Consider the following 13,498-nt stretch of genomic DNA (forward strand, 5'->3'; position numbering starts at 1 on the left):
CCCGGAGGTCGCTCCGGGCGGGGCCGGAGCGCCTTTGTTAAGAAAGATGTGAGTAAGGCATAGCCTTAAGAAGGGGGACTTTGATAAGACTCTTGTCCCCCCCCTTCTTAAGGGGGGCTAGGGGGGATCTAGGGTTAATAGTCAAAGAGCAGCCTGTGACAGGGTTTGACGTTAAGTTGACACCAATGACTACAGTCTTCTTCCTTCTTCCTTCTTCCGTCATAAAGAAAAGTTGCTTTTTTGCCAGCACTCTGTTACATTAGTTTACATAAATTGGATTGAACCAAATAGCGCGATAACTTCAGTTGGCTAAAATCGATAAGGCATGGCGTAAAAATTGTCAACATCCCAACACAGCAAGTACAGCCAGCCGCTTGTCGGCTGTTTTTTTTCGACCGCTATTTTTGGTGTGCGGGATGAATTCTCAAAAGTGATTCAGATGTGGTTTGCGTTAAATTCAGACTGAAATCTTCCTAAATAACTAGCTCTGTTACCAAGGCTGTGATACCTTTAAAGAATGCTCGGACTCTGCCGGGCCGGATTTAAGGGATACCGGGTAAGTGAGTAGTTCTCAGCATTAGGAGCGAGATTAGGATCGAGGTAAGATTACTGGCTGAAAAAATGTTAGCCATTTTATCCATCACTGTATTAAACTGAATACTGGCATTCCGATCGCTTGCAATTGACATCCTTGGACATAAATTTCGAGACGGCGCTGGCTATAAACATTCTGAATCAAAACCGGAAGCAAGTAATACAGAATAGCCAATAGCCTAAACATTTGAGTGATGACTAAAAGTTTACACAACAACCTGAGATTTAAAAGCTCTCTGCATCGGCGGTTAAGTTCCGGCCTTATCAGAGTAAATCATCTTTTTGTTCTAAAAGGTGGGGGGAGCTGTCAAGGTTGGTGGGAGGAATGCGCCAATTCTCGGGTTATGTGGTGTTTGCCTGAAGTCAATATTCAGTTGACTTCAGGTAATTCTGTTCGAGCAAATTAATTAAAATCCAAGTCTGGAGGAATTTTTCATGTCTATTCGTCTTTATGTTGGCAACCTACCCAAAGAACTCGATCGCCTAGAATTGCAAGAAGTTTTTGCACCGGAGGGCGAATCTGTTACCACAAAGGTAATTACCGATCGCAAAACTGGAAAATGCAGAGGATTCGGTTTTGTGACGGTGCTAACCGACGAACAAGCCGACCAAGTTATTGAGAAATACAACGGCTTGATGTTCAAAGAAAACCCGCTGAAAATAGAGAAGGCATTGCCCCGTTCTAAGGGTAAATCTGAAAAGGGCGAAGACGATCAGCAGCAGTCGCCGCAGTCACCACAGTTGGTGTCGGCATCGGCGTCTGTTCCTATGCCTGTACCTGCGCCGCAGCAACAGCAGCGCTCGTCGGCTCCTCCTACCCAAGGTGGAGGCGGTTCCAGCAAAAGCAATCGCCGTCGGGGTGACAACAACAAGTCTCGCCGCAATCAGTCAGCAACAACGGTGTCGAGCGCTGATTCCGGCTCGGTGCAGCCAGATCCGCGCTGGGCGAGTGCTCTGGAAGAACTCAAGCAAAGATTGGTGGAAGCTCAGACTACTAATTAGTCGAAAATGGCGGCTAATTGCTGCTGTCTCTCGACTGTGGTTGACTGAATCTATCTGCAAGTGCGATCGAGAATGGGTCAAAAAACCCTGTTCTCGATCGCACTCTTTTATGGTAAAAAACCTCTAATATCTAGCAGTGCGGTAAAATAAGCGCGATCGGGCAAGTAATGAAAACTCAAGTCTTCACTACCCACCAGTTGGATTTTGGTCGATCGACCGGACACCATGTCATATCCTGAGAATGGTTGGCAAAAAAACCCGGTTTCTCTGAAAATATAGGGTTGAGGAGCGAGACATCTAGAAAGAAACCAGGTTTTTAGCCCGTCTAAACAAGTCCTCTTTATTCGATCGGCCCGAATTCGATTGTCTCAATAAACTCAAAAATCTTGTTCATAATTCCCTCAACTTCAGACTCCAGGGAACCCAATTCATCCCCCTCCTGATAAATTCGCTGACAGCTTACGGTGTAGCAAAAATCGTCAGCAATAAAAGCCATAAGTCCCCGGTAAGCATCCAACCGAGTCAGAGGGCCCTCGTTTTTCTGCACGCTGAGAGTTGCACCGGCAGGCAAATCTAAAACCACGAAATAAGCTTCTTCATCTTCTAAATATTCTGCGTGGAGTAACTTAGAATTGGGAACATTAGCAAGAATTGCCTGAGAAACAAAATTGTCGAGAAAAGACTTGAGATAACCTTCCTCGCCAACCGACTCGATTGTTTCTTCTACTTCACCAAGAACAGGGAAATAATCAATTTTCAGCAAAACGCCAAAGTCGTCTGAAAATGCGACACAGCCTTCTTGGTCATCAATTTTACCGCCTCGTTGATCGTCAACTGGAACGGGAACGCTAAAATTGCCTTCAGGAGACACGTACCATGCCGCATCGAAATCAGACTCTCCGCCTTCTACTTCCGAGTAAGCAGCAATTACATCCTCAATAATTTCCGCAGCTTCCTCGTCTTCCACACCTAATGCTTGCTGGAATTCTTGGAGGAAAGCCTCGTGCTTCTGGGATATTTCGCCATCTGCAACAAACATTGCTGCAGTTATTGCAAAAGTATCCAACACTAACTCATCTGGCATGGATTCCCAAGCAGTATTAAATAATGCTCCTAAACCGTCTTGGGCAACAATACCGGCGAGTCTTTGAAACATTGCTGACATATCATCTTCCGAGTATTCAGCAAATATTTCTGATTCCCAAAGTATGCTTTCTAAGATATCAGCATCCGTGTCAGGGGAATTTGCCTCTGCTGCGACAAGTGCTACCGCTGCTACGGATTCTTCTAAAGTTAAGCTTGCTTCGGATTGGTCTTCTGAATTGAATATTTTATCAAACTTGGCCACAGGTTTTGCCCCGCTAGTGTTTAGTTTTGCTATTCATAGCAAATTTATGACATAAAAAGATAGTCGTCAGGGATACATTTACTTTTTGCAAAATCCCGCCAGTCAATGTAGGGTGCGTCTAGCCTTAAACCTTACCACTGGTGAATATCAAATCTCCAATTAATTTACCAAGGACTGCCGATTATTGTGAATCCGGCGCAAAACTTCGGGCGTGAGAAATCTGCATTTGGTACTTGTGCCGATTGAGTAAGGTCGATCGCGCCTTGAGTTCCCCGCAATTGACCGTTTTTTACTACAATTTGTTTGTGGATCATTGCCAGTTGAGCTTTTCTGAGCGCTTCAGCTTTAATTGGGGCCGATCGCAAATTGCCATAAAACTGCGTCATCAGCGCTAAAGTCTTGTAGTAATTGTAGATGTGGTTGAGGGCGATCGAATACATTAAAAACCCGGTTTCTTCAAGAAACCGGGTTTTTGGCAGTTTTGGCGGTTTGTAATACCAAATCCGGGTTAGCTATCCCCGCGATCGAGGGTATGGTGCGTCGCTCGTTCTAACGTTGCTGTTCAGCGGCTGCCAATAACCTTTCGTGCCTAACCCGATGACGTTGATTCGGTCGGGTGCAAGCGAGTTGTTATGCGGCGGAACTAGCAGGCTTTATGCCTTTGTTTTTAGTATGGAAGCAATTTCAATCATTAATTCTCGGCGATCTGGCTTTATATAATCAAGATTTGCTGACCAGTTCAAAATATCTATGATTTCTGCTGATTGACTGGGAGCAAATTGATTGTTTGTTACCACTCTTCTTAGTGCCAATAAAGCCGCGTATTGAGTGTAGGGCCTCTCCAGAATACCAACTGCTCTAGAAACTAACAAATTTATATAATCAGTTGATGTGTTCCACTCAAAGTGCTGGTAAGCAGACAAACGCTCTCCCCCCTTGTAGCTATTTAGTCTTTCATGAACAGGGAAATTTATAACTTTAGGAATTAAAGTCCACATTGTTGAGGAAATTTCGTGCATTAATTTTGTACGGTTATGTCCAAAGGGCATTTCATCTCTAACCCTATCGTAATAGCCAGCCAATTGATCTATCCGCTTCAATGCTTCCGTTGAATCTATATCGCTCGCAGCATCAACTAAAGCTATGGCCTCTCGATAGCGTCCCTCAAGCTGCTGCTGCGTTTCCTGAGATGTTAGATTTATAGCCCCAATATCTGATATTTTTTCTTCGTATTTTTCTGATGCTTCTTGAACACCGTATTTTAGTTTAATTCTCAGTAGATTAGTCTCAATTTCCTCAATGCCTTGTTCACGTAACCAATTTAAAGAACCTTGCACTTGCGGGAGTTGAGAAAGAATCCAAGGAAGTAAAATAGGAAGCCAAAAAAGAAAGAGAAGAACTAAAGTTGCCGATGTCACCTTTAATTCTACTGAAAAACTCCAAATATTGCTGTTAATTTTATCCGATTTAAGAGAAATACTGAGTACGCTTAATATGATTAAGATAATGATAGTAATCGAGTATTTTTTTCTCAAAGAAGAGGAAAGACCCGAATTGATACTCAATCGCTCATCTTGATTAATCTTTCGATTTGAATTTCTATTCATACAATACCGCACCACACTTTGCACTAGCGATTTAACTTTGAACAATCTGAAGGCTTTCTACTCTACCTTAACTCAACCAATAAAGCACCCCGATCGCCCTGTCAGTCAGAAAAAGTGACATAATTTTGTAAAGACTTGTAAATGGTAAATTGTCGAGCTAGAGGAAAGAGCGATTCCCTACCTTTCGGGAACGCTGCGCGAACGGGATAGCTTCGATCGCGCGTACTTGCAACATTGAGGACAGCTACAACTCATCGATCGTCACCAACCCGCCTTCTGTAAACTGAATAACAAGTTCTTGCTCATCCAGCAAGGCAGTTCCAAGCAAGGGTCGCCTTCCTGTCGCAATGACTAGGATTTCTCGCTCTTCACCATCCCAAAGGACGATCGCTTCGTGAACTGGTAGCAAGACTTCACTATTATCTGCCAAATTTGCGGGAATGTCGTGTCTAAAGGTCAAGCCCATCAATGAAACAGCTTCTAGAGGAAGACACAATTACCCAGTCAAGCCTGTATCTATGACGAACTCAATAGGGATGCTTTAGCCATTCGGTAGCAAGAAAGTCAGCGTTACCGTTGCGTGTCTATTTGTCACAATCCCAGAAATCACTTGCAGACACGCTCCATGACACCATCAAATGAGACAGCAACGTTATATCCAATACGAATACCAAAGAGTCGGGCGTTTGGGTGCTTTTTGCTAAGGTTACGAGATGCTTGCAATCCAGTTTTATCTACTTCATAATCACCTGTCTCAATATCGATGATGACCATCTTGCCAATGTTCTCTTCCACCTTGACCTTTTGGCGGATGTTGCTTTCGTACAATTGCTTTGCACGTTGTGCAACTTCTTCACGGCTTAAAAAGATTGCCTGCATATATTGACTCCCGCTCGCTAGGCTTTTCTGTGAATCCATCCATGATAGCGCACGGACAAGTAGGGTGAGCATTGCGGTTAATTCAGTAAATTTGTTTTATTTTCCCAAAAGCAAATCTAACCCATAATAAGATGTAACCGGAAGAACCTATTACACTTGTGATGAGATAAAAAGGAAAAAACGATGACCGAATATCAATTAACACCCGCCAAATACCACCACGTACAAGTAGTTGTTTCCCTGAACCGCGTTCACTTAGACAACTATAAAAACCCTGATGAAGCATTGACAAAACTGCTAGAACTTGGTTACAGTCCTGAATTGCGTTATCAATGGAATCCAGAGCGAAACGAATTTGATTTATATAGTCATTTCAAATAAATGTGAGACAGAGGTCAGCTCATGATAAAATCGCTAAAAATAGTTAATTACAAAAAAATGGCTTACAGTCTAGACCTAAGACAAAAAGTAGTCAATTATGTGGAAAATGGAGGGAGTATAACGAAAGCTGCTGCCATATTTAAGGTAGGAAGAGCAACAATTTATAGATGGTTAGGTAGGGAAGACCTTCGACCAACCCAGGTCAAGCACCGTCAACGAAAGCTAGATGGGGAAGCCCTCAAAAAAGATGTTGAAAAAAATCCTGAAGCAAGATTAGTAGAAAGAGCAAGAACTTTCTCTGTCAGACCGAGTGCCATCTGCTATGCCTTAAAAAAATTGAAAATTACCAGAAAAAAAAAACAATTTCGCTATCAAGAAAGAAATCGAGAATCAAGAATAAAATATTACAGGAATCTGAGAGAATTAATTAAAGTTTATGGCAGTAAAAGCATTGTATTTATTGATGAATCTGGATTTGAGGAATTTGAAGGTTGTGTTTGTGCCTGGGCAAAAAGAGGAAAAAAAGTCTATGGTGAAAGACCAGGAAAACGGGGAAAAAGAGAAAATTTAGTAGCAGCAAGAAGGAAAGGAAACAAGGACTTAATTGCACCAATGCTCTTTATGGGCAGTTTGAACGCAGAAGGATTTGAAGGATGGTTATCTTTATATTTGTTACCAGATTTAACAAGTCCATCTATATTAATTATGGATAATGCACCCATTCATCGTAAGACGGTCATTAGACTATTGGTTGAGGAGGCGGGTCATCAGATAATATTTTTACCAAAATACTCTCCTGACTTAAATGATATTGAGCATGATTTTAGTGCATTAAAGAGAGCTAAAATGTATGCGTCTCCTGGCACATCTCTTGATGAAATTATTCGTGCTTATTGTGCAGTCTAGTGTCTCATACTTATTTGAAATGACTATACGCCCTAATTCACGAGCTGCCACTAGAGGAATCGCTAATGACCGATGAAAAGTGTCAGGAGTTTTTCAAGCATTTCAAACACAGCCAAATATATTCGATCGGGTGCGGTAACGCTGACCCCGATTGGCTATTTGCTTGGGGTTTTGATGACCCCCGCCGTCACGCAAAGCCCGAAGAAATTCAACCTTTACCAGCAGCTACAGCATTAGCTTAATTAAAAGAACGCAGACGAAATTTCATCTGCGTTCATCTGTGTTTATCTGCTAATATCTGCGAGCCAAAAAACGCCCAATCAAACTACTTCGCAGCAGGTAATGACAACTGAGGCGAAGTTTTAGGATAGCTTCCATTCTCAGGAATCGCAGCGGGTTCGGAGGAAAGCAAAAATTCGCGAATTAACCTAGCAACTGCTCTTTGAGCTAAACCGCCGACTACTTTCTGCCCCATGTTCTGCACTTCCGGTTTCACCAACAACTGCGGCAGTAGCTGCAATACTTTCGTCCCGTCAAAACCCGGAGTTGATTGCAAAATATCCCAAATCCGTTTGATGTGTTCTAGATTGTTTTTTTCTGTTTGTGAAACCACAGGTTGATTTGCCTTGACTCCAAACCATTCGCCGACTACAGATTTGGCGTTAGCAAAAGCATTGCTCGAAAGTGTGTCGAGACTTTTGACTAATTCCAGGACAATACGATCGCGAATGAAATCTCCTCTTTCGGAAAATAAATATTCTAATGCTTGGTTCAAGATTTTGCTGATATCGTAATCCTCGCTCTCGCGGGCATTGTTGAGCAAGTTTTCTAAGCGGTTCCAGCGGAATTCGCCTTGTTTGAACAGCAAATCTTGCAGGGATGCTCTCAATTCCGGTGCGGGGTCGCTCAACAGCCGTTTTGCTACGTAAGGATAAGCTTTGCTCAACACTTTGAATTCGGGGTCAACGTTGATGGCAATGCCTTCTAACGTGACGAGCGAGCGAATAATCAAAGCATAGTAAGCTGGAACCCGGAAAGGATATTCGTACATCACCGCCGAAAGTTCGTCAGTAATGCTTTTGAAATTGAGTTCGGCAACGCTAGCACCCAAAGCATTGTTAAATACGCTAGCTAAGGCCGGAATAATTGGCGTCAAATCGGTGTCTGGTGTTAAAAACTCTAACTTGACATAATCTTTTGCCAAACCTTCAAAGTCGCGGTTCACCAAATGCACCACAGCTTCTAACAAGCCGTATCGCTGATAAGGTTTAACTTCGCTCATCATTCCGAAATCGAGATAAGCCAACTGACCGTCAAGAGTCGCCAAAAGATTGCCGGGGTGCGGGTCTGCGTGAAAGAAACCGTGTTCTAGCAGTTGTCGGAGAGAACACTGCACACCCACTTCAATTAAGTAAGGAGCATCGATTCCTTGAGCTTTAACGGCTTCTAAATTAGTGAGTTTGACGCCGGTGATCCACTCCATTGTTAAGACTCGGCGGCGGGTATATTCCCAGTAGATGCTGGGAACATAAATGTCTTTGATGTGGCCGTAGAGTTTGGCAAACCGTTCGGCATTTTGTCCTTCGTGGGTGTAGTCCATTTCTTCGTAAATGCGCTCGCCCAACTCGTCCATAATGCTTGCGAGGTCACTGCGAATTATTTTGAAGTTTTTTTGTGCCCAAACTGCAAGACGCCGCAGGATGTAGATATCTAACCCGATGTTTTCGGCTAAACCCGGTCGCTGGACTTTGATTGCGACTGTTTCTCCGGTTTTGAGTTTGCCTTTGTAGACTTGTCCGAGAGATGCTGCTGCGATCGGATCGGGGCTGATTTCTGCGTAGATGTCTGTGGGGTGGGCGCCCAATTCTTCTTGGATGAATTGATATGCTACTTCGTTCGGAAATGCTGGCAATTGGTCTTGCAGCGTTGTTAGTTCTTCTAAATATACTGGCGGTACTAGGTCGGGCCGTGTTGAGAGTGCTTGTCCGATTTTGATGAAAGCTGGGCCCAGTTGGGCCAGAATTTCTCTCAGTCGGACGGCGCGACGCTTTTGGTTGGTGGCGGTACGACCTGTTTTGCCGTCGAACCACACACTGAAGGCAAAGCTAAAAAATGTCCAAACAACGCTCGACAGCCTTCCCCAGACTTGTAGAGGTCGATTTCGGTACAGCGCTGCGATCGCCACTGGATCGTACCGAACAGCATCTCCGGCCAACTCGAAAGCTATGTCTCTGGCTGATTTGAGCCGATCGTCCGTTGCGACCTCGGTCTCTAGTGATACTGGTACTGCTTGCAGGGGAATTGTATTTGCATCTTTGAGATTGCCGAGTACAGCCTGAGTCCCTGAATTTACATAAGTTTGCGGGGAGGCTGGCGATACTGTCTTGACATTCATAAATCAGACCTAGTGTGAAGCATTGTAAATATATTGTAACAATTTAAGGAAGAAGACCCTTCTTCCTTCTTGTATACTTACTCGCCGCTGGATCTTTTGAGTCGATCGCGAATGCCTGATAGTTGCGATTGGCTGCTGACGGGCGATCGGGGTTGGGGCATTTCGGTATCGGGCCAGTTCGGTAAGTCGTTACAGGGACAGAACTCCGGGGGCATTCCGGTTTGTTTGAACACTACGGGCATAGCGCAGCGCGCGCAGGCACTGATTTCCCAAGCTGGCGTCAGCAGTTGGGCAATTGTTTCGTTTGTGCCTTCCAGGTAACAGTCTCCGCTGTCGCGGGAGATGATTTTTTGCCAGCACTCTTCAAATTCCTGGCTGTAGCGATCGCCCGCAATTACCGATTTGGGCAGCAGCGCTTCGGAACCGTTGTAAATTAATACTTTTTTGCCTAACTGAAACCAGTAAGCAATATATTTTCTTACTTCACGATCTGATGCCATAACTTTTAGTCAACCCTTCAACTAATTGATTATTTTAGACTTTTAATGGGAAATTAGCACTCTTTCTTAAGAGACATTTTTTCTTTTACATACTTTCAAACTTTGGCTATTCCTCATGTCAAATTGTTGAGCTGTTCTCCCTAGATAGTAGATTTTTTGACTAATTTATGTGACTCTTAAGTTTTCAATCTTAGTTAAAATTATACCTGATTTTCAGTTAACATTGTCCGTCGGGAAACCGAGATGTTTTCTCTCTTGTCGATCGCGACTCCGGCTGTTAATTTTTCGCTACGGGCGGCAGCGGGGTACCCAGAGCCCTTAGATCCAAGGCGTAACCTCCGGTGGCGAGATAAACATTATCGGCGATCGCCCCGATGTGGCGCACGAGAGTGCCGAGGCGATCGCGAAACAGCCGCCCCGCCGGATAAGCAGGCACAACGCCCCATCCGGTTTCTTCCCCTACCAAAATTACATCAGCCGCGGCCGACTTCAAACAGGCTAGCAAATCTTGCTGCGTAGTCGCCCAAACAGCAGCTTCTTGTTCCAAAAGATTTGCCGTCCAAGTTCCCAGGGAATCAATCAACAAGCAATCTGAGGGCTGGCTAGCCCGCACAACTGCCGATAATTCGATCGGCACTTCTAGAGTTGTCCAATCAACTGGACGGCGATTTCGGTGCTGATCGAGGCGACGAAGCCACTCCAAATCCGTTTCATCAACGCGACCGGTAGCCACATAGATTACTTGTTTTCCCGAACCCGCCGCCAGAGTTTCGGCCCATTCACTTTTGCCGCTTCGGGCCGGCCCAGTTACTAAGATTAATTGTCTAGATGTGGTGGGTTCTGAGTTACTCATTAGTCCTTAGTCAGAAGTCACATACAAAGGATTAAACACAATTACCAATTACCAATTACCAATTACCAATTACCCATTACCCATTATGATTTAAACGGCCAACTACCAAATGCTTTTTAAGCGATAATAGCATTGATGAGACAATATCAGAGTAAGTCGATCGAGAACCCCCGTATTTCCCAAGCTGTTATTTATGCCAGATCGTCCTCAGATATCAGCGATTATTTGCACCCACAATCGCGCCGCCTATTTAGGTGGGGCGATCGACAGCTTGCTGGTACAGGATTTTCCCGACAACTTTGAAGTAGTAGTAGTCGATAACGCTTCTAGCGATTATGCAAGCCCCGAAAGTTCGACTTCGCGCACCCGCGAGGTGGTAGAAGCAAGACAGGGCGATCGGCGCCTCAAGTACGTCTGGGAACCCGAAATCGGTCTGTCAGTAGCCCGGAACACCGGCGCTAAGCAAGCTCGCAGCGAAATATTAGCTTATCTCGACGATGACGCTATTGCTGAGCCGAATTGGCTCAGGGTGCTGCAGGCGGCTTATCAAAGCAATCAAAAACTTGCCGTCGCTGGTGGCAAAGTCAATTTGCTCTGGCCTTCTGGAGTCAGCCCACCCGAATGGCTGTCAGAGGGATTAGCCCAGAACTTGGGATCATACGATTTAGGCGATACTTGCCTGTACGTGACTGCTGCAGGTTTGACTCCCAGGGGAGTAAACTACTCAATCCGGCGCGCTTTTCTCGAACAAATTGGCGGCTTCGATGTCAAACTCGGTAGAGTCGGCACAAAATTGTTGTCAAATGAAGAGTTGCGGGCCACAGAATTAGCTTTAGAGTTAGGTTGGCAAGTAGTTTATCTACCGGATGCCCTGGTGCTGCACAATGTCGCGACAGAAAGGCTTAACAAAGGTTGGTTTCTAGAGCGCGGGTGGTGGCAAGGCATCAGCGAGTGTTATCGCGAACAATTGTCCGATCGAGCCGGTATTGCTCAGCTTGGGCGGGGGGGTGAAAGAATATTGAGAGGTGTCTGGAAGTCTTTTAAATATATTAGAGATCCAGGGCTGCGTTTTGAAAATTTCGTTTTTGCCTGGGGTCAAATCGGTTATTTGAGCGCAGCCATCCGCGGCCTGATTTTTGCACCGAAATCGACCAGCAGGCATTAGGCTATAGGCAATATCCCTCGCTGTTCAAGTCGTCGGCGCGGCTGTGCCGATCGCACTTCATCCACCAAAACTCGACCGCATTCAGGTTCAAGCACTCGATTATGACATCTAGTTCATCCAAGATTCCGGTTTCAGTTCTCATTCCGGCAAAAGACGAAGAACTTAATCTACCTGCGTGTCTGGCCAGCATTGCCAGGGCGGATGAAGTTTTCATGGTTGATTCCCAAAGCAGCGATCGCACGGTAGAAATTGCCATCAGCACCGGCGCAAAAGTAGTGCAATTCTACTTCGACAACCGCTGGCCGAAAAAGAAAAATTGGTCTTTGGACAATCTGCCCTTTCGCAACGAATGGGTATTAATTGTCGATTGCGACGAGCGCATTCCCCCAGAACTTTGGGACGAAATCGCGCAGGCGATCGAAGATCCCAATTTTGACGGCTACTACCTCAACCGCAAAGTCTTCTTTTTAGGCCAGTGGCTGCGTTACGGCGGCAGATATCCGGACTGGAATTTGCGTTTGTTCAAGCATCAAAAAGGACGTTACGAAAATCTCGGCACTGAATCCGTCCCCAATACTGGCGACAACGAAGTTCACGAGCACGTCATTTTAGCTGGTCAAGTCGGCTACTTAAAAAATGACATGATCCACGAGGATTACCGCGATTTATTTCACTGGATAGAACGGCACAACCGCTATTCAAATTGGGAAGCTCGCGTTTATTACAATATTATTGAAGGGCGCGACGACAGCGGCACTATTGGCGCTCACCTATTTGGAGATGCCGTACAGCGGAAAAGATTTCTCAAAAAAGTTTGGGTGTGGCTGCCTTTTAAACCAATGCTCAGATTTATTTTATTTTACTTCATTCAGTTAGGCTTTTTGGATGGAAAAGCTGGCTATATTTATGCAAGGTTATTGAGTCAATATGAGTATCAAATTAATGCAAAACTTTACGAGTTGCGTTGTTGTGGCGGTCAGTTGAATGTGGCAGAATCTCAGCCTACTTTGTCGCCACCAGTAGTTATCACTCAAGAGACAGAAGTGAAATTGCCGTAAGAGTATCTGTTAGTCCGCTTGGAGTGGACTTGGTTTGTGTGCGCGTAAACTTCGCGGTTTCCAAGGGCCGGGTTCCTCTTAGTCTCAAGCGAGAGGGACGAAAGTTTGTGTAGAGGCGATTTCAAGAGACTGTTGGCGAATTAAAAAATTTTCACCCCTCGGCCCTAAAAATAGTGGCTCTGGACTAAATATTTAATTGACCGTATAACTATTAACTACCAATAGCGATCCCAAATGCTGCCTTCCATATCTGAGGGGTAACACCCTCCGCGAATTCCCCAACAGTCTCTTTCAACCGGCGGGTTTCTTGAGCTAATTAATACTTGAGTGAATGCCACTAGCTAAGATACCTAAAATTTTACCTAAATCGTTGATAAAATATTCGACTAAATCAATTTGGATCGTCTGTTTTGTTAATTTCATAAATTTCCAGTTAGTGCCGGTGGTAACGGTACCGTAAATCACAGGAATTTCGTTGCCTTCATTTTCATTAAAAATTTGCGCTGCCAACATTTCCGCTACGCATTGTCCCAAACCCGCTAAAATATTTTCTTTTTTAGCTTCTACGACGGTAATAACTGGCGCAGTAACAAATAAAAGTTCAGGGGATTGACTGATGATAAAATCACAACTGCCGTTTAATCCTTTACTGGCATCCACACTAAAGTCAATACCCGAAAACCAGCTAATTTGATAATTTAATTGTTTTCTGAGTTCGACTAGAATAGGAGCAATAATTAGGGCTTGCTGAATAAGTTAAGAAAAATCACGATAGCAATTGAGGAATGATTCAAGTTCAGCGACACATAA

16 protein-coding genes are annotated in these 13,498 nt (G+C 44.5%); 6 read left to right on the plus strand and 10 right to left on the minus strand.

The features are described from left to right. Positions 1-1,029 precede the first annotated feature (1,029 nt). Positions 1,030-1,596, plus strand: a complete 567-nt coding sequence (locus QUB14_RS26775; protein ID WP_333050530.1) for an RNA-binding protein — start codon at positions 1,030-1,032, stop codon at positions 1,594-1,596. A 340-nt stretch (positions 1,597-1,936) separates the two neighbouring features. On the opposite strand, the gene QUB14_RS26780 is transcribed toward QUB14_RS26775, so the two are convergent. From QUB14_RS26780 to QUB14_RS26800, 5 genes are all read right to left on the minus strand, one after another. Next, entirely contained in the window at positions 1,937-2,944 is a 1,008-nt protein-coding gene (locus QUB14_RS26780) for a tellurite resistance TerB family protein (protein ID WP_333221032.1), read from the minus strand. A gap of 164 nt (positions 2,945-3,108) precedes the next feature. Continuing rightward, complete coding sequence (locus QUB14_RS26785; protein WP_333221030.1) at positions 3,109-3,384, minus strand: CHAT domain-containing protein; 276 nt, start codon at positions 3,382-3,384, stop codon at positions 3,109-3,111. A 213-nt stretch (positions 3,385-3,597) separates the two neighbouring features. Continuing rightward, on the minus strand, positions 3,598-4,551 hold the full coding sequence (locus QUB14_RS26790; RefSeq protein WP_333221028.1) for a hypothetical protein: 954 nt from the start codon (positions 4,549-4,551) through the stop codon (positions 3,598-3,600). 244 nt (positions 4,552-4,795) lie between these two features. Continuing rightward, positions 4,796-5,017 carry a hypothetical protein gene (locus QUB14_RS26795; protein WP_333221026.1) on the minus strand — a complete coding sequence of 74 codons (222 nt, stop codon included), beginning with the start codon at positions 5,015-5,017 and terminating at the stop codon, positions 4,796-4,798. Positions 5,018-5,157: 140 nt separating this feature from the next. Then, entirely contained in the window at positions 5,158-5,430 is a 273-nt protein-coding gene (locus QUB14_RS26800; protein ID WP_333221024.1) for a hypothetical protein, read from the minus strand. A 183-nt stretch (positions 5,431-5,613) separates the two neighbouring features. Between QUB14_RS26800 and QUB14_RS26805 the strand changes: the two genes are divergently transcribed. The 3 genes from QUB14_RS26805 to QUB14_RS26815 all read left to right on the plus strand — a co-directional run bounded on the left by QUB14_RS26805 (position 5,614) and on the right by QUB14_RS26815 (position 6,959). After that, the gene (locus tag QUB14_RS26805) at positions 5,614-5,811 is read left to right on the plus strand and encodes a hypothetical protein (protein ID WP_333221022.1); all 198 of its coding nucleotides are present in this window, start codon (positions 5,614-5,616) and stop codon (positions 5,809-5,811) included. A gap of 57 nt (positions 5,812-5,868) precedes the next feature. Then, positions 5,869-6,717, plus strand: coding sequence for an IS630 family transposase (locus QUB14_RS26810; protein ID WP_333221036.1), 849 nt, complete (start codon positions 5,869-5,871; stop codon positions 6,715-6,717). 65 nt (positions 6,718-6,782) lie between these two features. Continuing rightward, on the plus strand, positions 6,783-6,959 hold the full coding sequence (locus QUB14_RS26815) for a hypothetical protein (RefSeq protein WP_333221020.1): 177 nt from the start codon (positions 6,783-6,785) through the stop codon (positions 6,957-6,959). An 83-nt stretch (positions 6,960-7,042) separates the two neighbouring features. Here the strand turns inward: QUB14_RS26815 and QUB14_RS26820 are convergent, their stop codons facing one another. The 3 genes from QUB14_RS26820 to cobU form a co-directional block, all read right to left on the minus strand. Further along, complete coding sequence (locus tag QUB14_RS26820; protein WP_333221018.1) at positions 7,043-9,112, minus strand: AarF/ABC1/UbiB kinase family protein; 2,070 nt, start codon at positions 9,110-9,112, stop codon at positions 7,043-7,045. 77 nt (positions 9,113-9,189) lie between these two features. After that, complete coding sequence (locus QUB14_RS26825; RefSeq protein ID WP_333221016.1) at positions 9,190-9,612, minus strand: hypothetical protein; 423 nt, start codon at positions 9,610-9,612, stop codon at positions 9,190-9,192. 277 nt (positions 9,613-9,889) lie between these two features. Next, positions 9,890-10,465 carry a bifunctional adenosylcobinamide kinase/adenosylcobinamide-phosphate guanylyltransferase gene (gene cobU / locus QUB14_RS26830; protein ID WP_333221014.1) on the minus strand — a complete coding sequence of 192 codons (576 nt, stop codon included), beginning with the start codon at positions 10,463-10,465 and terminating at the stop codon, positions 9,890-9,892. 193 nt (positions 10,466-10,658) lie between these two features. On the opposite strand from cobU, the gene QUB14_RS26835 reads away from it, so the two are divergent. Continuing rightward, positions 10,659-11,630 (plus strand): glycosyltransferase family 2 protein, encoded by a 972-nt coding sequence (locus tag QUB14_RS26835; protein WP_333221012.1) that lies wholly within the window; start codon positions 10,659-10,661, stop codon positions 11,628-11,630. A 1-nt stretch (position 11,631) separates the two neighbouring features. Here QUB14_RS26835 and QUB14_RS26840 read toward each other — a convergent pair whose 3' ends face one another. After that, positions 11,632-11,844 carry a hypothetical protein gene (locus QUB14_RS26840; protein ID WP_333169952.1) on the minus strand — a complete coding sequence of 71 codons (213 nt, stop codon included), beginning with the start codon at positions 11,842-11,844 and terminating at the stop codon, positions 11,632-11,634. On the opposite strand from QUB14_RS26840, the gene QUB14_RS26845 reads away from it, so the two are divergent. After that, on the plus strand, positions 11,771-12,688 hold the full coding sequence (locus tag QUB14_RS26845) for a glycosyltransferase family 2 protein (RefSeq protein WP_333297405.1): 918 nt from the start codon (positions 11,771-11,773) through the stop codon (positions 12,686-12,688). The two genes, QUB14_RS26840 and QUB14_RS26845, sit on opposite strands and share 74 nt — an antisense overlap. A 312-nt stretch (positions 12,689-13,000) precedes the next feature. Here QUB14_RS26845 and QUB14_RS26850 read toward each other — a convergent pair whose 3' ends face one another. Then, positions 13,001-13,348, minus strand: coding sequence for a hypothetical protein (locus QUB14_RS26850; protein WP_333221010.1), 348 nt, complete (start codon positions 13,346-13,348; stop codon positions 13,001-13,003). Between the last annotated feature and the right edge of the window lie 150 nt (positions 13,349-13,498).

The organism is Microcoleus sp. B3-D2 (genome assembly GCF_036705345.1).
Lineage (GTDB): Bacteria > Cyanobacteriota > Cyanobacteriia > Cyanobacteriales > Microcoleaceae > Microcoleus.

Coding starts and splice junctions, on each gene's coding strand:
- QUB14_RS26775 (WP_333050530.1), top strand. CDS start 1,030: ATGTCTATTCGTCTTTATGTTGGCAACCTACCCAAAGAACTCGATCGC.
- QUB14_RS26785 (WP_333221030.1), bottom strand. CDS start 3,384: ATGTATTCGATCGCCCTCAACCACATCTACAATTACTACAAGACTTTA.
- QUB14_RS26790 (WP_333221028.1), bottom strand. CDS start 4,551: ATGAATAGAAATTCAAATCGAAAGATTAATCAAGATGAGCGATTGAGT.
- QUB14_RS26795 (WP_333221026.1), bottom strand. CDS start 5,017: ATGGGCTTGACCTTTAGACACGACATTCCCGCAAATTTGGCAGATAAT.
- QUB14_RS26800 (WP_333221024.1), bottom strand. CDS start 5,430: ATGCAGGCAATCTTTTTAAGCCGTGAAGAAGTTGCACAACGTGCAAAG.
- QUB14_RS26805 (WP_333221022.1), top strand. CDS start 5,614: ATGACCGAATATCAATTAACACCCGCCAAATACCACCACGTACAAGTA.
- QUB14_RS26810 (WP_333221036.1), top strand. CDS start 5,869: ATGGCTTACAGTCTAGACCTAAGACAAAAAGTAGTCAATTATGTGGAA.
- QUB14_RS26815 (WP_333221020.1), top strand. CDS start 6,783: ATGACCGATGAAAAGTGTCAGGAGTTTTTCAAGCATTTCAAACACAGC.
- QUB14_RS26820 (WP_333221018.1), bottom strand. CDS start 9,112: ATGAATGTCAAGACAGTATCGCCAGCCTCCCCGCAAACTTATGTAAAT.
- QUB14_RS26825 (WP_333221016.1), bottom strand. CDS start 9,612: ATGGCATCAGATCGTGAAGTAAGAAAATATATTGCTTACTGGTTTCAG.
- cobU (WP_333221014.1), bottom strand. CDS start 10,465: ATGAGTAACTCAGAACCCACCACATCTAGACAATTAATCTTAGTAACT.
- QUB14_RS26835 (WP_333221012.1), top strand. CDS start 10,659: ATGCCAGATCGTCCTCAGATATCAGCGATTATTTGCACCCACAATCGC.
- QUB14_RS26840 (WP_333169952.1), bottom strand. CDS start 11,844: ATGAAAACTTCATCCGCCCTGGCAATGCTGGCCAGACACGCAGGTAGA.